This is a genomic window from Sulfitobacter sp. GN1-4 (assembly GCF_055693825.1).
Genome location: NZ_JBVFUQ010000003.1, coordinates 885,135 through 907,800 on the forward strand (window position 1 = coordinate 885,135; position 22,666 = coordinate 907,800).

General features: G+C 60.0%; 17 protein-coding genes and 3 pseudogenes. 7 read left to right on the forward strand and 13 right to left on the reverse strand.

Going from position 1 to position 22,666, the window contains the following annotated elements; genetic code table 11:
• Window positions 1–18 precede the first annotated feature (18 nt).
• Window positions 19–2,663: pseudogene (gene carB / locus ACZ1HM_RS04830) on the reverse strand (carbamoyl-phosphate synthase large subunit); the annotation flags it as partial.
• Between the two features lie 213 nt (window positions 2,664–2,876).
• The gene (locus ACZ1HM_RS04835) at window positions 2,877–3,662 is read right to left on the reverse strand and encodes an alpha/beta fold hydrolase (RefSeq protein ID WP_472741645.1); all 786 of its coding nucleotides are present in this window, start codon (window positions 3,660–3,662) and stop codon (window positions 2,877–2,879) included.
• A gap of 53 nt (window positions 3,663–3,715) precedes the next feature.
• Here ACZ1HM_RS04835 and ACZ1HM_RS04840 point away from each other — a divergent pair, with 53 nt between their 5' ends.
• Window positions 3,716–4,090 carry a hypothetical protein gene (locus tag ACZ1HM_RS04840; protein WP_472741647.1) on the forward strand — a complete coding sequence of 125 codons (375 nt, stop codon included), beginning with the start codon at window positions 3,716–3,718 and terminating at the stop codon, window positions 4,088–4,090.
• 31 nt (window positions 4,091–4,121) lie between these two features.
• On the opposite strand, the gene ACZ1HM_RS04845 is transcribed toward ACZ1HM_RS04840, so the two are convergent.
• The 5 genes and pseudogenes from ACZ1HM_RS04845 to glyA all read right to left on the reverse strand — a co-directional run bounded on the left by ACZ1HM_RS04845 (window position 4,122) and on the right by glyA (window position 9,374).
• Window positions 4,122–4,880 (reverse strand): YHYH protein, encoded by a 759-nt coding sequence (locus ACZ1HM_RS04845; protein WP_472741649.1) that lies wholly within the window; start codon window positions 4,878–4,880, stop codon window positions 4,122–4,124.
• 78 nt (window positions 4,881–4,958) lie between these two features.
• Window positions 4,959–5,357: a (R)-mandelonitrile lyase gene (locus tag ACZ1HM_RS04850; RefSeq protein WP_472741651.1), complete on the reverse strand. Its 399-nt coding sequence runs from the start codon at window positions 5,355–5,357 to the stop codon at window positions 4,959–4,961.
• A gap of 39 nt (window positions 5,358–5,396) precedes the next feature.
• A complete protein-coding gene (locus ACZ1HM_RS04855) occupies window positions 5,397–6,275 on the reverse strand; it encodes a hypothetical protein (RefSeq protein WP_472741653.1) in 879 nt (292 codons plus the stop codon).
• 3 nt (window positions 6,276–6,278) lie between these two features.
• Entirely contained in the window at window positions 6,279–7,967 is a 1,689-nt protein-coding gene (locus tag ACZ1HM_RS04860) for a hypothetical protein (RefSeq protein ID WP_472741655.1), read from the reverse strand.
• A 128-nt stretch (window positions 7,968–8,095) separates the two neighbouring features.
• Window positions 8,096–9,374 (reverse strand): annotated as a pseudogene (glyA, locus tag ACZ1HM_RS04865) (serine hydroxymethyltransferase).
• A 166-nt stretch (window positions 9,375–9,540) separates the two neighbouring features.
• Here glyA and ACZ1HM_RS04870 point away from each other — a divergent pair.
• Window positions 9,541–10,302 (forward strand): NAD kinase, encoded by a 762-nt coding sequence (locus ACZ1HM_RS04870; protein WP_472741657.1) that lies wholly within the window; start codon window positions 9,541–9,543, stop codon window positions 10,300–10,302.
• Between the two features lie 21 nt (window positions 10,303–10,323).
• Here the strand turns inward: ACZ1HM_RS04870 and ACZ1HM_RS04875 are convergent, their stop codons facing one another.
• The 5 genes from ACZ1HM_RS04875 to ACZ1HM_RS04895 form a co-directional block, all read right to left on the reverse strand.
• Window positions 10,324–10,884, reverse strand: coding sequence for an SCO family protein (locus ACZ1HM_RS04875; protein WP_472741659.1), 561 nt, complete (start codon window positions 10,882–10,884; stop codon window positions 10,324–10,326).
• On the reverse strand, window positions 10,881–11,447 hold the full coding sequence (locus ACZ1HM_RS04880) for a hypothetical protein (RefSeq protein ID WP_472741661.1): 567 nt from the start codon (window positions 11,445–11,447) through the stop codon (window positions 10,881–10,883). Before ACZ1HM_RS04880 ends, ACZ1HM_RS04875 begins: the two co-directional genes overlap by 4 nt.
• Entirely contained in the window at window positions 11,444–11,890 is a 447-nt protein-coding gene (locus ACZ1HM_RS04885) for a hypothetical protein (protein WP_472741663.1), read from the reverse strand. The genes ACZ1HM_RS04880 and ACZ1HM_RS04885 overlap by 4 nt, the downstream gene beginning before the upstream one ends.
• A 215-nt stretch (window positions 11,891–12,105) precedes the next feature.
• Window positions 12,106–13,341: an adenylate/guanylate cyclase domain-containing protein gene (locus tag ACZ1HM_RS04890; protein ID WP_472741665.1), complete on the reverse strand. Its 1,236-nt coding sequence runs from the start codon at window positions 13,339–13,341 to the stop codon at window positions 12,106–12,108.
• 28 nt (window positions 13,342–13,369) lie between these two features.
• Window positions 13,370–15,265, reverse strand: coding sequence for a propionyl-CoA synthetase (locus ACZ1HM_RS04895; protein WP_472741667.1), 1,896 nt, complete (start codon window positions 15,263–15,265; stop codon window positions 13,370–13,372).
• Between the two features lie 206 nt (window positions 15,266–15,471).
• Between ACZ1HM_RS04895 and ACZ1HM_RS04900 the strand changes: the two genes are divergently transcribed.
• On the forward strand, window positions 15,472–16,242 hold the full coding sequence (locus ACZ1HM_RS04900; RefSeq protein WP_472741669.1) for a MipA/OmpV family protein: 771 nt from the start codon (window positions 15,472–15,474) through the stop codon (window positions 16,240–16,242).
• A 270-nt stretch (window positions 16,243–16,512) separates the two neighbouring features.
• Here the strand turns inward: ACZ1HM_RS04900 and ACZ1HM_RS04905 are convergent, their stop codons facing one another.
• Window positions 16,513–18,786 (reverse strand): NADP-dependent malic enzyme, encoded by a 2,274-nt coding sequence (locus ACZ1HM_RS04905; RefSeq protein WP_472741671.1) that lies wholly within the window; start codon window positions 18,784–18,786, stop codon window positions 16,513–16,515.
• A 210-nt stretch (window positions 18,787–18,996) separates the two neighbouring features.
• Between ACZ1HM_RS04905 and ACZ1HM_RS04910 the strand changes: the two genes are divergently transcribed.
• The 4 genes and pseudogenes from ACZ1HM_RS04910 (at window position 18,997) to upp (ending at window position 22,653) form a co-directional block, all read left to right on the forward strand.
• The gene (locus tag ACZ1HM_RS04910; protein ID WP_472741673.1) at window positions 18,997–19,392 is read left to right on the forward strand and encodes a cytidine deaminase; all 396 of its coding nucleotides are present in this window, start codon (window positions 18,997–18,999) and stop codon (window positions 19,390–19,392) included.
• A gap of 3 nt (window positions 19,393–19,395) precedes the next feature.
• A pseudogene (locus ACZ1HM_RS04915) lies at window positions 19,396–20,699 on the forward strand (thymidine phosphorylase).
• On the forward strand, window positions 20,699–21,889 hold the full coding sequence (locus ACZ1HM_RS04920) for a phosphopentomutase (protein WP_472741675.1): 1,191 nt from the start codon (window positions 20,699–20,701) through the stop codon (window positions 21,887–21,889). The pseudogene ACZ1HM_RS04915 and the gene ACZ1HM_RS04920 overlap by 1 nt, the downstream one beginning before the upstream one ends.
• Before the next feature lie 122 nt (window positions 21,890–22,011).
• The gene (gene upp, locus ACZ1HM_RS04925; protein WP_472741677.1) at window positions 22,012–22,653 is read left to right on the forward strand and encodes a uracil phosphoribosyltransferase; all 642 of its coding nucleotides are present in this window, start codon (window positions 22,012–22,014) and stop codon (window positions 22,651–22,653) included.
• The last annotated feature ends 13 nt before the right edge of the window (window positions 22,654–22,666 follow it).

The window sequence follows — 22,666 nt, forward strand, 5'->3', positions numbered from 1 at the left end:
GATGGCGCTGTCGGTGGCCTTGGCCACAAAAGGCACGGTGCGCGAGGCGCGTGGGTTGACCTCAATCAGGTAGACATCGCCGTTCTTGATGGCGAATTGGATGTTCATCAGCCCCACAACATTCAGCGCCTTGGCCAGGGCGTGGGTCTGGCGAGTGACCTCTTTGATGATGTCTTTGTCCAGCGAATAAGGCGGCAAAGAACAGGCGCTGTCGCCTGAGTGTACGCCCGCCTCTTCGATGTGCTGCATGATGCCCGCGACGTGCACCTGCTCTCCATCTGACAGGGCATCAACGTCCAGCTCCACCGCGCCGGACAGATAGCTGTCCAGCAAGACGGGGCTGTCGCCTGAAACGACAACCGCGTCGCGGATGTACCGCTCCAGGCTGGCCATATCGCGCACAATCTCCATCGCGCGCCCCCCAAGACATAAGAAGGGCGGATCACCAGCGGAAAGCCGATGTCTTCGGCGATTTGCATCGCTTCCGCGTCAGAATGGGCGATGCCGTTCTTGGGCTGCTTGAGGCCAAGGTTCAGCACCAGCTGCTGGAACCGCTCACGGTCTTCTGCCAGGTCAATCGCATCAGGCGTGGTGCCCAGGATCGGGATACCTGCGTCGCTGAGCGCATTAGCAAGCTTCAGCGGTGTCTGCCCGCCGAACTGGACGATGACGCCATGCAGCGTCCCGTTTTCCTGCTCCACCCGGAGGATTTCCATGACATGTTCAAACGTCAGCGGCTCAAAATAAAGCCGGTCTGAGGTGTCATAATCGGTCGATACGGTTTCAGGGTTGCAGTTGACCATGATGGTCTCAAACCCTGCGTCTGTCAGCGCATAGCAGGCGTGACAGCAGCAATAGTCAAACTCAATCCCCTGGCCGATGCGGTTGGGGCCACCGCCCAAGATGACCACTTTTTTGCGGTCCGAGGGCCGCGCCTCGCATTCCACCTCGCCCATCATCGGGGCCTCGTAGGTGGAATACATGTAGGGCGTCTGCGCCTCAAACTCAGCCGCGCAGGTGTCGATGCGCTTAAAGACAGCCGTGACGCCAAGGTTGATCCGCGCGCGGCGGATGTTGTCCTCATCCCGGCCCGTCAGGTGGGCCAGGCGGGCATCGGTAAAGCCCAGCATCTTGAGGTGGCGCAGGCCCGCTTCATCCAGCGGCAGGCCGTTGGCCTTCACGCTGGCTTCGGCATCAATAATCTCGCGGATGCGGTCCAGGAACCAGGGGTCGAATTTGGTAACGCCCTGGATGTCATCATTGGACAGGCCGTGCCGCATTGCTTGGGCGATCACGCGCAAACGGTCCGGCGTTTGTTTGGAAAGCGCTGAGACGAGGGCCGCTTTGTTGTCAGGCGCGTCAGAGGGGACATCGGCATTGAAGCCTTGGATCTCAATCTCATCAAAACCTGTCAGACCAGATTCCATGGAGGCCAGCGCCTTTTGCATGCTCTCATGGATGGTGCGGCCAATGGACATTGCTTCGCCCACGGATTTCATGGCCGTGGTCAGATTGGGCTCAGAGCCGGGGAATTTCTCAAACGCGAATTTCGGGATTTTGGTGACGACATAATCGATGGTCGGCTCAAAGGACGCAGGTGTAACGCCGGTGATGTCGTTATCAAGCTCATCAAGCGTAAAGCCCACCGCCAGCTTGGCCGCGATTTTGGCAATCGGAAAACCCGTGGCCTTGGACGCCAGCGCCGAGGAACGCGAGACGCGCGGGTTCATCTCAATCACAACCATGCGGCCGTCTTCGGGGTTCACCGCCCATTGCACGTTGGATCCGCCGGTTTCCACGCCAATCTCGCGCAGCACGGCGATCGAGTGGTTGCGCATGATCTGGTATTCTTTGTCCGTCAGCGTCAGCGCCGGGGCCACAGTGATGGAATCGCCGGTGTGCACGCCCATCGGGTCTACGTTTTCGATGGAGCAGACGATAATGGCGTTATCGGCGGTGTCGCGCACCACCTCCATCTCAAACTCTTTCCAGCCCAACAGGGATTCGTCGATCAGGATCTGCCCCATAGGAGAGGCGTCCATGCCGCTCCGGCAGATGGCCTCATAATCATCCCGGTTATAGGCCACGCCGCCGCCGGTGCCGCCCATGGTAAAGGCGGGGCGGATGATGGCAGGCAGGCCCACGTCTTCGAGCGCATCAAGCGCCAGCGCCACGCCTGCGGCGAGGTCTTTTTTGCCGTCCACCATCGGCGCGGTGCAGATCGTGGCCTTGGGGTTTTCGATGCCCAAACGGTCCATCGCGTCGCGGAAAAGCTTGCGGTCTTCTGCCATTTCAATGGCTTCGCGCTTGGCCCCGATCATCTCAACCCCGAATTTGTCCAGCACGCCCATCTCTTCAAGCGCCAGCGAGGTGTTCAGCCCGGTCTGCCCGCCCATCGTGGGCAACAGCGCGTCGGGGCGTTCTTTTTCGATGATCTTGGCGACAATCTCAGGCGTGATGGGTTCGATATAGGTGGCATCGGCCATGCCAGGGTCCGTCATGATGGTGGCCGGGTTGGAGTTCACCAGAATGACCCGGTATCCTTCCTCTTTGAGCGCCTTACAGGCCTGTGCGCCGGAATAGTCGAATTCGCAGGCCTGTCCGATGATAATGGGGCCGGCACCAATGATCATGATCGAGCGGATATCAGTGCGTTTTGGCATAGTCGGCCCCCGGTGCGTGCAAATTGTCCTGCGTTATAGGGATGACGTGGGTCAGCGCAAGGGGGCGGGCATCTTTGCGCATGGGTTTTGCGATGTTTCGAGGGGGTATTTCAGAGTGGACCCAGCCCGCAGATCATTTCTGGAATTTGCTGAAGGCAAAATCAGATGCCAAACACCGCCGCGCCCATCGCGCATTGCGGTGTACGGCACGGATCAGGGGCGGGGATTGGCCGTTTCAGGCGCATCAAGAAAGACGCGCAAAGCGGCTTCGAATTCCCGTGGCTTTTCGGCATGCAGCCAATGGCCCGCCTGCGGGATCTTGGCAAACCGGGCGGCGGGGAAAAGTGATTTGATCCGCGCGCGGTCTTTGGTCTGTACATAATCTGAAGCCCCGCCCGACAGAAACAGCGTGGGCCCGTCGAACGGACCGGTAAGGTGGTCTGGCCAGCCGATGATCTTGTCCATCTCCGCCTCAAGCGCGTCAAGGTTGAGCCGCCAGGCCTTGTTGGGCACATCCAGGGATTGGGTGAAAAAGCTTTGCAGTGCGCGATCAATGCCAGCGGCGGCCAATTGTTCCTCTGCATCGGATCTGCGGGCGACGGTCGACAGATCTACGCGGCGCATGGCGTCAATCATGCCCTGCTGCGTATGGCCATAGGCCGTGGGGGCAATGTCAGCGATGACCAGTTTGTTGATCAGGTCAGGCCGTGTGAGGGCAAGCGCCATGGCGGCCTTGCCCCCCATGGAATGGCCGCAAAGATCGACGGGACCGCCGATATGGGTGATGAGTTGGGCCAGATCGCTGGCGAGGTCTTCGTAGCTGTGAGTGGCCTGGCGCGGGCTTTGCCCATGGTTGCGCATGTCAGGGGTGATCACCCGGCGGCTGTCCGACAGCCGTTTGGCAATCACCCCCCAGTTGCGGCCAGAGCCATAAAGCCCATGTACGATCACAAGTGGGCGGTTGGGGCTGTCGGAAGGATGATCAATGTAATGCAGCATATCTCAGGCCTAAAGCGATTGAGCTCTGGGGACCAGTGGGATTAAAGTGCGCCATGCAAATGCAACAGGATATCGCCACGCGCATCGGGGTTGTTGAGGACCTGCTGGTTGACAAGTTCCGCGTCAAAAAGCGCGGGCTGCGCAAGATGCTGGCCCGCACCGGGCGGCGCTTGCCCAAGGCGATGCATGGGCGCGCTGAGCTGCTGTTAAAGGCGCAGAAACTGGCCGAACATCCCAAGTTATCGCGCCAGATCGACCATGCCGCCGTGGTCAAAGCCCAAAGTGAGTTGGTGGCGCATCTGGAAGCCATTGATGTGTCAGAACGGCGCAAAGGCATGCTGCTGAACCTGGCAGGCGATCTGGTTTTTAAGATCTTGTTGGTGGCGGTGGCCTTTGTGGCCTGGCTGTGGTGGGCGGGGTATCTTTGATACCGCCGCCCTTTCACCCTTTGGCTAGGGTTTAGCGGATGCGAGTGATTTTGGTGCCGTAAAGGCAGCGCGGGAAAAACGGATAGCTGTCCGTGGCAAAATACACGTAGCGCCCGCCGGACATGCCACCATTGCACGCGTCAAGGTTGCCGTAGCCCTGCACAAAGGTCCAATCCTCATTATAGGTGCCATCATGCGCGCCGCCGGGGGCGCTGGCGCGGGTGCCGGGCAGCAGCATATAGCTCGAACGCGCCCCATCCCCGACATAGTGGATTTCAAAGCCGTCAGCAGCCCAGCCGACAAGGGTGCTGCTATCGGTGTTGGCAAGGGCCGGGGGCATCCCGTGGTAGTGATATTCGCCGCGCGGCCCAACATGGCCGTTCTGATGATCCAACCCCAGCGCGCTGCGCGCGCCCATGCCATCAAGGTTCCATCCTGAGCTGCGATCGCGCGAATGGCCGCGAGGGCTGCTGGCGTCGTAATAATCCGCGGTGCCAGGACGGATCTGGATGCCGTTTTTGGCAATGCCCGTGACCCGGACATGTTGCGCTGTGGTGCCTTTCACCGGGTTGGCAGGGACGCAGACATTCACGTTTTGCCGCGCAATGCGGTGCGGGTTGCCTGCGTTGGGGAAACTGCCCGTTTCATGATCAGGAAGACCGTCAGCTTTGATGCAGATCTGATCGCTTTTGCCGGTGATTGAGACCGCCGCGCTGGCCAAGGCACCCAAGGTGATAAGGCCCGCCGTGGCGGCGATCAGGACGGTTGGCGGGACAAGAGAGAGGCGCATGAGAGATCACTTTCGATTTGTTCGTAAGTGTCTAACGGGCCTGCGCAGATTTTCCGTCGCTGAGCGGTCAAAAAAATCTCATCTGTCGTTAAATTGCGCGTCTGTCACGGGCTCCAGCCAATCTGCGGCGCTGCCATCCATCTCTTCTTGCAGCGCGATGTGGGTCATGGCGGTGTCAGGGCCTGCGCCGTGCCAGTGTTTTTCACCCGGTGCAAAGGTGATGACGTCACCGGGGCGGATTTCCTGGATCGGCTCACCCTCTTTTTGCACAAGGCCCAGCCCTGCGGTCACCACAAGAGTTTGGCCCAAAGGATGTGTGTGCCAGTTGGTGCGCGCGCCCGGTTCAAAGGTTACCCACAGCCCATGCAGGCGCGAAGGGTCTGTGGGGCTGACCAGCGGGTCCATGCGGACAGTGCCAGTGAAATATGCGGGGTTCGGCGTGGTTGAGGGGCGGCTGCCGGGGCGGTGAATGATCATGGGCCTGTCCTATCAATGGGAATTGCGGTGGGGGTGAGCCTACACGAGGTTTCTCAAACCAAAAGGGGGGCCGGAACTTACAGGGTAAGGGCTTGGGTCAGACTGGCGTGGCGGATCAAGCGGCGGACTGGATGCGTGCGACGACGTTGATGTTGATCCGCCCGGCCAGCGCAGGCACTGAGCTGTGCTCCAGCACCATGGGGCTGCGCAGGCTGGCGGGGGGAATAGCACCCAAGTTTGCCCTGCGCTGTTGGTCATCACGCTATAGGCTTCTGCCGTGCGCGCCACGTTATCCGCACAATAAAGCGCGCTCAGGATGCCTGAGGCCTGGGGGCTGGTCATCGCGTCGATTACGGCTGCTGCTTCTTCTGCGCCGGCCCCCAATGCGGCAAGCTGGCTGGTCGCGGCGGCGCTGTCGCCGGCTTTGGCGTGACGGTGGATGTCTTGGAATGTCTCTTGTGGGGCCTCAAACCGCGCCCCGGCCTCGGCTGGGGACAGTGCGGCCCCCAGAAAACCTGCGGCTGCGACAGCGGCGGCGGTCAGATCGGCATAAAGCACCATCTCAAAGTCGCCCTCGGGGGTGCGGGTCATGCCCCAGGTGCCGTCATCGCCGACATGCACGGTCAGACGGCGCAGGCCATTTTCGCCTTCTTTGCGTTCCGCCAATAACACCAAGGATGGGTTTGCCAGCGCAAGAATGGCAGATGTGACCGGCACGGTGAGATCTGCGCCCTTAGCTTCGTTGGGCACCATATGGCCAGCCGCAACAAGCCGTTTGGCCCCTTCGCCGTACCAATCGGCAAGCGGGGTGCCTTGGGGCGCTTGAAAGGGTGCAGGCCCCCAGCCGATCACCTCTTGAGTGCGCGAAAAGGTAAAGGCATAGGCCAGTTCAGATGGATGGAATGTAATCGCACTCATGGCTTATCCCCAGATAGAGCTGGCTACAGCGCCAAGCGTTTCAGCCGCAGCGTCGCCCACAGAGGCAGCGCCATCAGCCATATCTCCCAACGTCTCAACCGCGCAGCTTGCCGCGCTTTCGGCGGCATCTTCCAGGGCCGTCAACGTATTCATCGCCTCAGCCTGCGCAAATTCTGCCATATCGGCGATCTCGGCCCCGGCTGCTTCGACGCCTTCATAAAGCTCCTCGGCCACATCCTGGGCCACATCTGTTGCGGCCTCGCCCATGTCCTCGACGGTTTCCGCAATGCTCTCTCCGACGTCAGTGGCCAACTGCAACAGCTCTTCTTCGGTCTCTTCGATGGTGTCGGCCATCTCATCGGCAAACTCTGAGGCGGCATCGGTCATCTCTTGTTTGGCCTGCTCAAAGTCTGAGATCATCTGGGAAATCTGTTGCGCGCATTCATCGCGGGCGTTGTCCAGCTCCCCTTCCAAATACAGCAGCGCCTCATCCATCTTGCGCTCTGCGAACTCTTCTCCCACCTCCAGGGTCCAATGGGCGATGCCGCTGAGCTGGCCGGTGTAGGGTTCATACCCTTCGGTCCAATCCTCGGGAAAGATCTCAATCACCGCGATGGCAATGTTCTCAATCATATTGTCGCGGTAGTTATAGCCGGGGCCTTCGTTGTGATAAGATTTAAGATAGCCTGCCGCATCATGCACAGTGCCGTGCAGGGCCACAGGATTGTCAGGTGCCCAATGAAATGCATCCTCCATCCCCAGCCCGGGCGCAAAGTCATTGCCCGGCCCGACCAACCCACCAGTGGGACTGAGCAAAGAGGCAAAGACCTCATGAATGCCAAAGGCGTCGCCCAGAGCCTTGCCAAACAGCAACTGCCCCCGCGACGCTTGGAAATCGGGGTGCCGCGTTTCATCAAGGTCCTCGGCAGGGTCATGGCCGTTTTCGGCACCGATGGTTTTTTGTTGTTCGCGCAGGATCAGAAAGCGGCTGTAATCCCCATCAAGGTCCGCTTCAGTCGGCGGTCTGCCCACGATTTCAGCCAATTCAATGATGGCCTCTTCCCGTTTGGGGCCGGTCAACGGACGCTCCAATTCGTTCATCAGCTCAGACAGGGCGCGCTGTTTTTCCGGGTCATCGTCGGTGGGAAATGGGGTGTTGATCAGCTCCTGCATGTATTCTTCGGTAAAGATGTCCTCGGCGTGGCCCTGGATCAGAGAGGTGTCGGCCAATTCCTCTGGCGTCATTGATTCAAGTCGCGCGTTTTCGGCCAACTGGGAGGTAAGGCTGAGAAAGTTGTCGACGCGGGGCTGGACCGTTTGGAGCTGTTCCAGCGCTGCGGCAAAATCCTGGGCTGCGGCGGCGCGGTCCACGCCTGCGATCAGATCCTCGATTGTTTGTTGATCGCGGCTCAGGTCTGGATTGTCGAAATTGGAGACTTCAGTGATGGCCGGCGTAAGCCGCTTGCGCAGGGCCTCATAGGCTGCTTTATTTTGCTCCCAAGCGGCGCGGCGGTCCGTGATGATCTGCTCAAGCTGAGCGATCTTGCCTTCAACGCGGTCAATCTCACCTTGTTCTTCGGGGTCGATGAAACCGTCATCTGCCAGCGCTTCTGCGCGCAAGCTGCCCAGCTGATCCTGCAAAACTGGGATTTGCGCTTCTGCCGCGCGGATTGCCTCAATGTTGGAGGTCACAGCACCTTCTCCCCCGATTCCCTGAAGGTATCGTAAGGCCAGAATGCGTTCTGCGCCAAGCGTCGCGCAAAACGCAAAACCCCGCGCCAATGGCACGGGGTTTAATGACAGGTCTGAGACCGACCGTTTTAGAGGTCTGGATACATCGGGAAACGTGCACAAAGCGCTTCGACTTCGGCCTTCACCTTTGCCTCTACCGCGCTGTTGCCATCTTCGCCGTTGGCGGCCAAGCCATCGACCACCTCGATGATCCAATCGGCAATCTGGCGGAACTCAGCTTCACCAAAGCCACGGGTTGTCCCCGCAGGGGATCCCAGTGCGGATGCCGGAGGTGACCATGGGCTTTTCCGGATCAAACGGCACGCCGTTTTTGTTGCAGGTGATATGCGCGCGGCCCAGAGCCTTCTCAGTTGCGTTGCCTTTCACGCCTTTGGGGCGCAGGTCCACCAGCACCACATGGGTGTCGGTGCCGTGGGTCACCGTGTCCAACCCGCCTTTGATCAGCTGATCAGAGAGCGCCTGGGCGTTTTTCACCACGTTCTGGATGTATGTTTTGAACTCTGGCTGCAGCGCCTCGCCAAAGGCCACGGCCTTGGCCGCGATCACATGCATGAGCGGGCCGCCTTGGATGCCGGGGAAGATGGCGGAGTTGAACTTTTTCGCCAATGCTTCGTCATTGGTCAGGATCATGCCGCCGCGTGGGCCGCGCAGCGTTTTATGCGTGGTCGTTGTCGCCACATGCGCATGCGGGAATGGGGAAGGGTGTTCGCCCGCCGCCACAAGACCTGCGAAATGCGCCATGTCTACGTGCAGGTAGGCACCCACGCTGTCGGCAATCTCGCGCATCTTGGCAAAGTCGATCTGACGCGGGATGGCAGAGCCACCAGCGATGATCAGCTTGGGCTTATGTTCATTTGCCAGCTCTTGCACCTGCTCATAGTCCAGCATGTTGTCCTGCTTGCGCACGCCGTATTGCACCGCGTTGAACCACTTGCCCGACTGGTTCGGGGCCGCACCATGGGTCAGGTGGCCGCCGGCATCCAGCGACATGCCCAGGATCGTATCACCGGGCTGCAACAGCGCCTGGAACACACCCTGGTTGGCCTGAGAGCCTGAGTTCGGCTGCACATTGGCGAAATCCACGCCAAACAGCTTACAGGCCCGCGCGATGGCCAGATCTTCGGCCACGTCCACATATTCACAGCCGCCATAATAGCGCCGCCCGGAATAGCCTTCGGCGTATTTGTTTGTCATCACAGAGCCCTGCGCCTCAAGCACAGCGCGGCTGACGATGTTTTCTGAGGCGATCAGCTCGATCTCATTGCGCTGGCGGCCCAGCTCACCCTCAATGGAGGCCAGAAGATCAGGATCGGTGTCAGCCAAAGAGGCGGTGAAGAAGTCTTTCATGGGTCTTTCCTATGCCGAGGTCCAATTTGGCGGTTTCGTATCGGAAACTTCGTCAGGCGGAAAGGCGTGAAAGCGCCGCATGCAACATTATCTGCGGCACCACTGGCAGGCTTTCGTGGAATGTGTTTGAGTCCGGGGAAATTGCGGCCCATCGGAAACATATGACATGACACTGAAAATCGCCTTTTCCGCCAGCCGCGCCACCGTGGCCCAGACCGCCCGCGCCGCCTTGATCGTGCGGTATGGGAACGCGCCGATGGAAGAGGCGGATGTGATCGTGGCATTGGGCGGGGACGGTTTCATGTTGCACACTCTGCATGAGACACAGCATCTGCCCGCCCCGGTCTATGGCATGAACCGGGGCACCATCGGCTTTTTGATGAACGAATATCGCGAAAGCGATCTGCAAGAACGGCTGGGCGCTGCGGAGCGGGCAGAGATCAATCCGCTGGCGATGAAGGCCACCCATATGGACGGCAGCACCTCAGAGGCCTTGGCGATCAATGAAGTTGCCTTGCTGCGCGAAGGCCCGCAAGCGGCAAAGCTGCAGATCCGTGTGGATGACCGGTTGCGGATGGAACAGCTGGTTTGTGATGGCGCGCTGGTGGCTACGCCTGCGGGGTCGACGGCCTATAACTATTCCGCGCACGGGCCGATCTTGCCGATTGGGGCGGATGTGCTGGCGCTGACTGCGATGTCGGCCTTTCGTCCCCGTCGCTGGCGGGGTGCCTTGCTGCCCAAGACGGCGGTGGTGCAGTTTGACGTGCTGGAGCCTGAAAAGCGGCCAGTGATGGCCGATGCCGACGGCAAGTCGCACCGCGATGTGGTTCAGGTGCAAATTCGCTCAGAACCAAGCGTGTCCCATGCGATCCTGTTTGACCCAGGTCACGGGTTGGAAGAACGGCTGATTTCAGAGCAGTTTACTTAAGCCGCGCCGCGGGTAAGTGCCTTAAGACGCGGCGAGATACTTGCGCGCAATCTCGGTCGCTTTTTGCGCATCGACCACCGGGGGAATAAGGGTGAGCACCGCCCCCTCTTTGTCCAGCAGATAGATGAACGAGCCGTGGGTATAGACCGGGCCATAGTCTGGGTCTTCATAGGCCAAGGCGTGATCAACCGAGAAGGCATCATAGGCCACCTGCAACGCCGCTTTCTCCCCCGTTAGCCCGACAAAGTTAGGATGCACATAAGCCAAGGCCGGACCCATATCCTCAGCCGTGTCGCGGGCGGGGTCCACGGTGATCATCACAGGCCGCACAGCAATGCCGTCACGGGCCAAGTAATCCGTCACATCGGCCATCAGGGGTAGGGCAGCGGTGCAGATGCCGGGGCAATTGGCGTAGCCAAAAAACAGCAGCTGCGGCAAGCCATCGGGGTCGGCTTCGGTTCGGGTGGAGCCGGTGTGATCTGTCAGCTCAAAGGGGCCGCCCACGTCAAAGGGCAGGCCCGATTGCGCCTGAGCCGCACCAGCCCCAAGGGCCAGCACAAGTGCCGCTGCACGCCAGATCATTCGAAGTAATACTCGATAAAGGCTTTGTCCGTCTCAGCCCCCAGGCCCAGATGACCCTCGCGCGCAATTTCAGCCAGCACACGTGGATCGCGGCGGAACCAGGGGCCTTTGCCCTTGGCGCCGGGGTTTTCGGCGGCCCAAACCTTGGTGAATTGATTGGCGCGGGCCCAGTCCGCATCCGCGGCCTTGATCCGTTGCACCAGATAGATGTTGCTGACCGGGAAATCCTCATCCTCAATCATCAGCCCGTCCACGGTGACCTCTTGCCCGCAGTAGGGCAACAGATCCGTGACCGCCCCGGTAAAGGCGGGTTGGGTGTTCTTCATCACCAGAACCGTCACCCCATCTGCGGCGCGTTTGAGGCCCAGCTGACGGTCGCCATCGCCGCAGTTGGTGGGGCAATCGCCGGTGATGTCGCACATGATGTCCACGACGGTGGCCTCAAAATACGCAGGCACTTCAGCATAGAGGTTCCAGGTTTTGGCCTCAGACTGGGCGGAGAAATCTTCGGCCGCCAGGGGCGCGGCCAGAAGGGTGAAGGCGGTTGCAAGAAGGCGCTTCATTCTTTGGGCTCCGGGATGGCGAAGGGGGGAACAACATCGTAATCCTCATGGGTCAGGTTCACGATGCCCAGATCTTCGACCACCTTTTCGACCACGATGTAATTCAGTCCATCGCGTTCATAGAACATGCCGTCTGCGGTGATCGTATGGGAGGCCAGGCGCAGCGCCGTATCGCCGCCGGTGGCGTTGTCCTGCGGGCCCAATTTGAGGATGTTGTAGACGGTCCCATCCTCAGTCAGCAGGCCAATCGGGATGCCGCCTGCAGAACACCAGAGCGCACAGGTATGATGCGCCGAGCCGACAACGGAATCCGGTCCGCCCATCACACCGGAGTAATAGCACCATGTATCGATGATCTCACCAGTTACGGTGATGCGTTCACCATCAGCGGCCAAGGCGGGTGCCGCCAACAGGCCAAAAAGCGCAGCTTGAAACAGACGCATAGATCCTCCCTTGCGTGATTCATTGTCAGCCTAGGCTGACAGAAGGCTCTGGTGCAAATCACATTTTTCGGGCTGGTGGGGGGGGCGGTGGAGGTACGCCTCTCAGAGGGATCGCTTGCGGTGGGGGATGTGCAGAAGTTGTATTGGAAAGATGAAGCCGGGGGTGTGGCCCCCGGGACAGTTGCGGCTGAGGCGGGCGTGACGGGGCGCGCGTTTCAGTCGAGCGTGAAGAGCTCCTGGCGTTCGCGCACGCCGCGCAGGCGGTACTGGCCGAGTGAGACCAGATCTTTGCGGCTGTTGATCAGCGGTTTTGCGACGGCCGATGAAATCACGACGGTTTGGTCCAGCGCATCGCTCATCCCGAGGATGCGGGAGGTGGTGTTCACCGCAGGGCCAATGACCGTAAAGTCGAGACGCGTTTTGCCCCCGATGTTGCCATAAAGCACATCGCCCGCGTGAAGCCCCAGCGTAAAACCTGTGGTTGGACGCCCATCGGCCGCGCGGCGGGCGTTGATATCTTTGAAAAGCCCCGGCAGGCGGGCCGCGGCATCAACAGCCACTGCGCGCGCGTCTTTGACCAGGTTCAGATCAAAGATCGCCAACATCCCGTCGCCCATGAATTTGAGCACATTGCCGCCGCCGGCCTCAACCAGTTCGCAGACCTCACCAAAGTAGTCATTCAGCATTTCGATCACGGCCTCGCCGCCGATCTCTTCGGTCATTTTGGTGAAACCTTGCAGATCAAAGTACCAGATCACCGCCGAAATCGTCTCGGATGAGCCGCGCCGGATGTCGCCTGAGAGCACTCTGCGGCTGGCATCGGCCCCCATGTAGGCGGCGGTGATGTCCTCGGCCATGGTGCGGTTGGCGCTGGATTTGATCGTCAGCGAAATCGGCGAAAGCAGATCGCGCAGGCCGTTGAGCTGCGCATCGGTAAATCCGCCTTTTTGATCTGTTGTCATTGAGATGATCATGCCCTCTTCGGGGCGCAGGGGATCAAAATCCTTGGTGGTGTCGCGTTTAACAAAGGTCTTCTTGGTGGCGAAATACTCTGTCGTGCCACGTTCGCGCAGCTCATCATAAATGGGGAAGTTTTGCTCTAGATCCGGATCATCCAAGCGGTGGCGGATCTCAGGCAGGTCATTGGAAATGAGATAGAAAATCGGGCTTTTGAGATATTCATCCCCCACGGTTTCTTGGCGCTGATACTCAAGCCTTTCGTTCTGCCCGCCCCGGTGCCAGCGAAACGACAATGTCCCGATCTCAGGATGATGCGCGCGCGTGGTGATGTTGACCCGCTGCAGCGGGATGCCGGCCACAACCAACCGGTTGCAGCATTCCTCAAGCCAGGTTTCCACCGGGACATTTTCAAGGCCTTGCTGGATCAACCAATTGGTCAGATCCGACAGGGCTGCGGCAAGCTCAAAGTTCTCAAGAACGGGTGCGGCCATCATCGCCTTCTGTGTGAGGGGGAATCAGTTATTCCCCCTGAGCATAGCCGATCGTTTGAAGCGCTGCTTTGATTTCATCCAGGATGGCAGGATCATCAATGGTGGCAGGCAATTTGAACTCTTGGTTGTCGGCGATTTTGACCATGGTCGCGCGCAAGATCTTGCCAGACCGCGTTTTGGGCAGCCGGTCCACCACAACCGCTTTTTTGAAGGCCGCCACCGGGCCAATCTGATCGCGGATGCGTTGAACGCATTCGGTGGTGATGTCTTCATGCGGCCGGTTCACGCCGTTGGTGAGGCACAAAAAACCGACAGGCGACTGGCCTTTGAGCGTATCGCTGACGCCGATCACGGCGCATTCGGCGACATCGGGGTGCCCGGCCAAGGCTTCTTCCATGGCACCGGTGGACAGACGGTGGCCCGCGACGTTGATCACATCATCGGTGCGCGCCATGATATAGAGGTATCCGTCCTCATCCATCATGCCCGCGTCACCGGTTTCATAATAGCCGGGGAAGGTTGTCAGATAGGATTTGATAAAGCGGTCTGTCGCGTTCCACAGCGTGGGCAGGGTGCCGGGGGGCAGGGGCAGCTTGATGGCGATTGCCCCCAATTCACCCGCAGGCAGGGGATGGCCGCCATCGTCGAGGATTTGCACATCATAGCCTGGCATTGGCACGGTAGGAGAGCCAAGTTTAACCGGCAGCGCCTCAAGGCCTGCGGGATTGCCAGCAATGGTGTAACCTGTTTCGGTCTGCCACCAATGGTCATAGACCGGCTTGCCCAGGATATCCTGCGCCCACTCAATGGTGTCAGGATCGGCCCGTTCGCCCGCCAGATAAAGCGCGCGCAGCCCGGAGAGGTCGTATTTCTTGGCGTATTCGCCTTTGGGGTCTTCGCGTTTGACCGCACGGATCGCTGTGGGCGCGGTAAAGAAGCTGCGCACATTATGCTCTTCGATCACCCGCCAGAAAGTGCCGGCATCGGGCGTGCCCACGGGCTTGCCCTCAAATACAACGGTGGTGTTGCCGTGGATCAGTGGCGCATAGCAAATGTAGGAATGCCCAACGACCCAACCCACATCTGACGCGGCCCAAAACACATCGCCAGGGTCACATTGGTAGATGTTTTTCATGGTCCAGTTCAGCGCAACCAGATGCCCGCCTGTGGGGCGCACAACGCCTTTGGGCGCACCGGTGGTGCCAGAGGTGTACAGGATATAGGCGGGAAAATTGCCTTCCACCGGGATGCAGGCCGCAGGCAGCCCGCCCACCTGGGCCTGATGCCAGTCGATATCGCGGCCCTGTATCATTTCACAGGGGTGTTCTTCGCGCTGCAGGATCATGCAGAAATCCGGCAGGTGTTTGGACATCTGCAAAGCCCCGTCAATAAGCGGCTTGTATTCCACCACGCGGCCCGGCTCCAACCCGCAAGAGGCCGCAAGGATCGCCTTGGGTTTGCAATCATCGACGCGCACCGCGAGTTCATTGGCGGCAAACCCACCAAAGACAACCGAATGGATCGCGCCCAGCCGCGCACAGGCCAACATCGCCTCCAGCGCCTCGGGGATCATCGGCATATAGATGATGACACGGTCGCCTTTATCAATGCCGCGCGCCGCCATGGCACCCGCAAGATGGGCCACCCGTGTCTGCAGCTCTGCAAAGGTGATCTTTTGCTTTTTGCCGGTGATCGGGCTGTCGTGGATGATGGCAATCTGGTTGCCGCGTCCGCGTTCCACATGCCGGTCAACCGCATTGTAGCAGCTGTTGACCATCCCATCTTCGAACCATTCAAACAGGTTATCACCCTGCGCGCTCAGCGCCTTGGTCGGGGGCACCACCCAGTCAATCGCCTGCGCCTGTTCCATCCAATAGGCTTCTGGATCTTGTTGCCAGCGCTGATAGGTTTCGCGGTATCCCATGGTCTTCCTCCTCACCTGAGTGCACCTTTGTTAGGCAGAGGCGCGCGCGGGGGCAAGTCTGCAGCCGTTCTTGCCGCCTTGTTTGGCAACAAAGTTTTCACGCCCGCGTGGGCGGCTTTACAGGAATTGACGGATCGTGATCGCTGGGGCCTGTTATCCACAGGCTTCCGCCCTATATTTCAAATCAGAGTGTTGTTGGAGGTGTCATGCGCGCCGGTTTTCGCCCCCTTGTTGTGAGTGTTGTCTTATCCGCTTTGGCCGTTCCTGCCATGGCCCAGGACCGTGTGTTCAATTTCGCGCTGCGCGGTGGAGCCGAAGCAGCCCCGGCATACCCCGGCTCGGACACCTATGAAATACGCCCCGATCTTGGCTTTCGCTTTGGCGGGCTGACCTGGGGCCGGCTCAGCATCGGGCGCGGCGTGGGGGCATTGCCAAGCAACGGTCTGTCTCTGGGAGGTGCCTTCAATGTTGTGCCGGGCCGCGATGCGGCTGATTATCCAGAACTTGCGGGCCTGCAAGACGTCGATACAACGGTCGAAGTGGGCCTGGGCCTGACGTACCGCCAGCAAAATTGGCTCGCATTCGGGGAACTGCGCCAAGGCATTGGCGGGCACGAAGGGCTGGTGGGCACGCTGGGTGCCGACCTGATCTTTCAACCCTCGGATCGTCTCACGGTTACTGCTGGCCCTCGGATCAACTTTGGCGATGACGATTATGCCGGCACCTATTTTGGCGTGACCGGGGCCGAGGCCGCTGCATCAGGCTTTGGGGCCTATGCCGCAGATGGCGGCATCCTGGGCGCCGGGCTGCAGGTCCAGGGCAGCTATGCCTTGAAAAACGATTGGTCCCTTGAAGGCACGTTGAGCTACGAAAAGCTGCAAAATTCTGCCGCCGACAGCCCAATCACCCAGGCCGGATCAGAAGATCAATGGCGCCTGTCCATCGGTCTCAGCCGGTCCTTCTCTCTCAACTTCTAACGCTGCCTTGGTTTCGGAGCCGCCGTTGCCTGGGCACAGGCGGGCATAGACACAGCGGCGCTTCAGGATAAATCGCGGAGGCTCCCAGCTTGCTGGGAAACCGCTATTTATCTTGAGGGGTCGATGGGGCTCTGCCAGACAGGGCAAAGGCAAGGGTGGGGCCGAAACCAAGTGTTGGTTTTGGTGAGCCAGCAGCGAAATGCGCAAGTTTCCCGAAATGCGGTACGGCATCGGGTAGCCCCCCGAGCGAAGAGGTCACACCGATGAGCGTCAGCCGTAATGCGCCACCGGCGTGCCTGCGATAGCACCGACATTCAGCAAGCCGCGCGCGGTGATGGAAGGGGAGACGATATGGGCCTTGTTGCCCATGCCCATCAGAATGGGTCCCACTTCCAGCCCGCCGCCCTTCATTTTGAGGATGTTGCGCACACCAGATGCCGCATCTGCATGGGCAAAGATCAAAACATTCGCAGCACCCTGCAAACGGTTGGCAGGGAATTGCCGCGCCCTGAGCTCAGGATCAAGGGCGGTATCGATGTTCATCTCTCCTTCATAGGAGAAATCAACGCCCTCAGCGTCCAGCATTTGGATCGCGGCGCGCAAGCGCCCGCCGGTGCCTTCGCCCTGGTTGCCGAACTGGCTTTGCGAACAAAAGGCAATCTTGGGTTCAATCCCAAAGCGGCGCACGTGGCGTGCAGCCCCGCGGGCGATCTCAGCGATTTGGGTCGGATCGGGGTGCAGGTGAACCTGGGTGTCGGCGATAAACAGCGGGCCGTCCTCCAGGATCATCATAGAAAGCGCGCCTTGTGGGCTCAGCCCATCCCGTCCCAGCACTTGGGTGACGTAGTTCAAATGCCAGCGGAATTCACCAAAAGTGCCGCAAATCAGGCTGTCCGCCTCGCCGCGGTGCACCATAACCGCCCCAATCGCGGTGGTATTGGTGCGCATGATGGCCCGGGCAATATCTGGTGACACCCCCTTGCGGCACAGCAGATTGTGATAGGTGCCCCAATAGTCGCGATAGCGCGGGTCGTTCTCGGGGTTCACCAAATCAACGTTCTCCCCGATCTTGAGCGTCAGCCCCGCCTGCTCAACTCGTTTTTGGATCACGTCAGGGCGGCCAATTAGGATCGGCGTCTCAACCGTTTCTTCAATGATTGCCTGTGCGGCCCGCAGCACCCGTTCGTCTTCGCCTTCGGCAAAGACCAGGCGGCGGGGGGACACGCGGGCGGATTCGAACACAGGCCGCATCAGCAACGCTGATTTAAAGACCGACCCATCCAGATTTTGCTTATAAGCATCCAGATCAGCAATCGGGCGCGACGCGACGCCGGTTTCCATGGCCGCCTTCGCCACAGCCGAGGATACAACCCCAATCAGGCGCGGATCAAAGGGTTTGGGGATCAGATAGTCTGGCCCAAATGTCATCTCCTCGCCCTTATAGGCTGCCGCTGCTTCAGCCGAAGTCGTCGCGCGGGCCAAAGCTGCAATCCCTTCGACGCAGGCCACCTGCATGGCGTCGTTGATGGTGCTTGCACCGACGTCCAGCGCGCCGCGGAAGATAAAGGGGAAACACAATACGTTGTTGACCTGATTGGGAAAATCCGACCGGCCCGTGGCGATGATGGCATCAGGGGCAACAGCGCGCACCTCATCTGGCAGAATTTCAGGCGTGGGATTGGCCAGGGCAAAGACAATCGGCTTATCCGCCATTTTGCCGACCATCTCAGGGCTCAGCACACCGGGGCCGGACAGGCCCAGAAACAGGTCTGCATCCGGGATCACATCTGCCAGCGTACGCAGGTCGGTTTTCTGGGCGTATTCCGATTTGATCGGGTTCATGTCCACCTCACGCCCTTCGTAGACAAGCCCGTTGATATCACAGAGCCAGACGTTTTCGCGCTTTACCCCCAGCTTCAGCAGCATGTTGAGACAGGCAATGCCGGCCGCGCCACCCCCGGTTGAGACGATCTTGATGTCTTCAAACCGCTTGCCCGTGACATGCAGCGCGTTTTTGGCAGCAGCGCCAACAACAATGGCTGTTCCATGCTGATCATCATGAAAGACGGGGATGTTCATCCGCTCGCGGCACAATCGTTCAACGGTAAAACAATCAGGGGCCTTGATGTCTTCCAGGTTGATGGCCCCAAAGGTTGGCCCCAGCGCGCAAACGATATCAGCCAGCTTTTCCGGATCTGATTCATCAACCTCGATGTCAAAACAATCAATGTTGGCGAACTTCTTGAACAGGACGGCTTTGCCTTCCATCACCGGTTTGGAGGCCAGCGCCCCGATGTTGCCCAAGCCCAACACAGCAGAGCCATTCGTGACCACCGCCACAAGATTGCCGCGCGCGGTATAGGTGGCAGCGGTGGCCGGGTCTGCCTTGATTTCAAGGCAGGCCTCCGCCACGCCCGGCGAATAGGCCCGCGCCAGGTCACGGCCATTGGCCAATGGTTTTGTGGCGCGGATCTCCAGTTTGCCGGGCTTTGGGTAGGCATGATAATCCAAGGCGGCCTGGCGTAGGTTTGGCGTGTCTGACATGTCTTGAGTGTCCCCCTCTCAAATTTAGTTTAGCGTTAAACTACTTTTGCAGTCGCGCCAAGGGCGAGAATGGGAGGGGATCCGCGTGCCTCCCAAGCTGCCCTTGGGTGAGGCTATGCTGAAAACTGAAAAAGGGGAAGCGGAGGTGTTTTTTGCCACTCGAAACTTCTGCGCTGCATTCGTATAGTTTGCTGAATGACCGGGGGTGGTATGAGCGACGATTTACGACAGTTGGCCTTGAGAGTGCGCGAAAACGCACATGCTCCTTATTCCAACTTCAAAGTTGGCGCTGCGCTGCGCACGCCGTCGGGCGCGGTGTACGTGGGGTGCAACGTGGAAAACGCGGCGTACCCCGAAGGCACCTGCGCTGAGGCAGGTGCGATTGCCGCGATGGTCGCCAATGGCGAGACTGAGATTGCCGAAGCCTATGTCGTGGCGGGCAGCCCGACGCCGGTGGCCCCCTGCGGTGGCTGCCGCCAAAAGCTGTCTGAGTTTGGGGTGGGCAGCACGCCGGTGATCATGGCCACGCTGGAGGGTGCCGAAGAGCACACGACCGTTGCCGATCTTTTGCCCGGTGCCTTTGGTGCTGCGGCGATGAAAGACTGACACGTGAACGCCCGCACCATTCTGGCCAAACTGCGCCACCGTAAAACGCCATCGCGCGAAGACCTGGCCTGGATGGCGCAGGCTTTGGCCGATGGTCGCGTCAGCGATGCGCAGGCGGGGGCCTTTGCAATGGGCGTTTGCCTCAATGGGCTGAGCGATGTGGGCCGCGTGGCGTTGACGCTGGCGATGCGCGACTCAGGTCGCGTGTTGGATTGGAAGCTGGATGGCCCTGTGTTGGACAAGCACTCCACCGGCGGCGTGGGCGATTGTGTGAGCCTGGTTCTGGCCCCTGCCTTGGCCGCCTGCGGCGCGTATGTGCCGATGATTTCGGGGCGCGGCCTGGGCCATACTGGTGGCACGCTGGACAAGCTCGAAGCGATCCCGGTGTTGCCACCCAATTGTCCGAGGCGCAGTTCAAGGATGTTGTGGGGCAGGTGGGCTGTGCCATCGTTGGGGCAACGGCTGATATCGCGCCCGCCGACCGCCGACTTTATGCGGTGCGCGATGTGTCCTCAACGGTGGATTCGCTTGATCTGATCACCGCCTCGATCCTCTCCAAAAAGCTGGCCGCGGGCCTGCAGGGGTTGGTTCTGGACGTCAAGATCGGCAGCGGTGCCTTTATGAAGACCTTGGCCGAAGGCCAAGCGCTGGCTGAGGCATTGACCAAAACGGCCAATGCCGCCAAATGCCGGACCACCGCAATCATCAGTGACATGAGCCAGCCGCTTGTGCCCAGCTTGGGCAATGCGCTGGAGGTGGCAGAGGTGATGCAGGTTCTGACCGGTCATGGGCGCGGGCCGATCGTGGATGTCTCTGCCGCCCTGGGCGGCGTGCTGTTGGCCAATGCGGGTCTGGCGCAGGATGTGCAGGAAGGGGCCGATGCCGTGGTGCACGCAATCCGCAATGGCTATGCCGCTGAACGCTTCGCGCGCATGATCTCGGCCCTGGGTGGCCCGGTTAGTTTTGTTGAAAACTGGCGGCGGTTCCTGCCAGAGGCCACAGTCATCCGTGAGGTCGCCGCTCCCACAGACGGATATGTCGCAGCGATTGACGGCGAAGCCTTGGGGTTGGCGGTTGTCGGGCTTGGTGGGGGCCGGGTGGTGGAAGGCGATGTGATCAATCCGGCTGTTGGCCTGTCCAACGTGGCCCGGTTGGGCAGCAAGGTTAGCAAAGGCCAGAGCCTGGCCGTGGTACATGCCGTGCGCTCAGATCAGGCCGACCGCGCGGCGCAACAGGTTCTGGCTGCCATGAAGCTGAGTGGTTCACGACCCAAAGTGCCGGAGTTGATCCTAGAAAGGATCGGCTGATGCCGCGCGCGTTCTTGGTGGTCATCGACAGTGTGGGCATTGGCGGCGCGCCGGATGCCGCACAGTTTTTCAATGGGGATGTGCCAGATACAGGGGCCAACACGCTGGGCCACATCGCGCAGGCCTGTGCGGCCGGTGCCGCAGAAGAGGGTCGCAGCGGTCCGCTGCACCTGCCGGTGTTGGACAGCCTGGGCCTGGGCGCTGCGCTAAAGCTGGCCAGCGGTCTGACCGTGCCCGGATTGGCCGCCGAAAGTCAGGCGTGCTTTGGGGCAGCGACCGAAGTATCGCAGGGCAAAGACACCCCATCGGGCCATTGGGAACTGGCCGGCCTGCCGGTGCCCTGGGCCTGGCATTACTTTCCCGTCGCAACACCAGCCTTTCCTGATGAATTGCGTCAGGCGGTTGCGCAGGCGGCAGGTACGGCGGATATTTTGGGCAATTGCCATGCCTCTGGCACCGAGATCATCGCGCGGTTGGGGCAAGAGCACATCGAAAGCGGTTGGCCGATTTGCTACACCTCCGCCGACAGCGTGTTCCAGATTGCAGCCCACGAGGCGCATTTTGGCCTCGACCGCCTGTTGCGCCTGTGTGAGGCCGTGGCCCCCCTGTTGCATGCCCAAAAAGTAGGCCGCGTGATCGCGCGCCCCTTTGTCGGAGAGCAACAAAGCGGGTTTCAACGCACGGCCAACCGGCGCGATTATGCCATCCTGCCGCCGGGCCCAGTTCTGACCAACTGGGTGCAGGACGCGGGCAGGCGCGTCTATGCGGTGGGCAAGATTGGCGACATTTTTTCGATGTCCGGCATAGATGAGGTCCGCAAAGGGGAGGATGTCGCGCTGATGCAGCACCTGTCGGATTTGGTTGCTGAGGCAGAAGAGGGCGCGCTGGTTTTTGCCAACTTCGTTGAGTTTGACAGCCTTTATGGCCATCGGCGGGACGTGTCGGGCTATGCCCGGGCGCTGGAATGGTTTGATGCACAGATCGGCGCACTCCTGCCACGGCTGCGGCCAGATGACCTTTTGCTGATCACTGCGGATCACGGGAACGATCCCACCTGGGTTGGCACCGATCACACCCGCGAAAGGGTGCCTGTTTTGGCAAAAGGCGGCACGGAAGGTCCATTGGGACTGATGGCCTTTGCCGATGTGGCCCACCTTGTGGCGCAACACCTGGGGATTGAACCGGGCTAAGCTGGGCACAGCCCCTCAACGCAGTCTTCTGACGATCTATATTGATCCGAAACCCCAAGGCACAGCGCTTGCGGCCTTGCCCATTTCGGGCCAGAACAGATGCACACAAAAGGAGCCGCTCGATGTCGCAGTCAGATGACCATGTCACCCACGTTGATCACCCGCTGGTGCAGCACAAGCTGACCATCATGCGCGACAAGGACACGCCAACGGCAGTGTTTCGGCAGCTCTTGCGCGAGATTAGCCAGCTTTTGGCCTATGAGGTGACACGCGGCCTGCCGATGACGACCAAGGGCATTGAAACCCCCATGGGCCCGATGGATGCGCCCACCTTGGATGGCAAGAAACTGGCCCTGATCTCAATCCTCAGGGCGGGCAATGGCCTGCTTGATGGGGTGCTTGAGCTGATCCCTTCGGCCCGTGTGGGTTTTGTCGGCCTCTACCGTGACGAAGAAACGCTCAAGCCGGTGCAGTACTACTTCAAGGTCCCTGACGAGCTGCAAGACCGGCTGGTCATTGCAGTGGATCCGATGTTGGCCACCGGCAATTCATCTGTTGCGGCAATTGATATGTTAAAACAGGCAGGCGCCAAGAACATCCGCTTTCTGTGCCTGCTTGCCGCACCTGAGGGCATCGCCCGGATGAAAGAAGCGCACCCAGATGTGCCGATTGTCACCGCGGCCATTGATGAAAAGCTAAACGAGATCGGCTATATCGTGCCCGGTCTGGGGGATGCTGGTGACAGAATGTTTGGCACCAAATAATCTGCCAGATGAA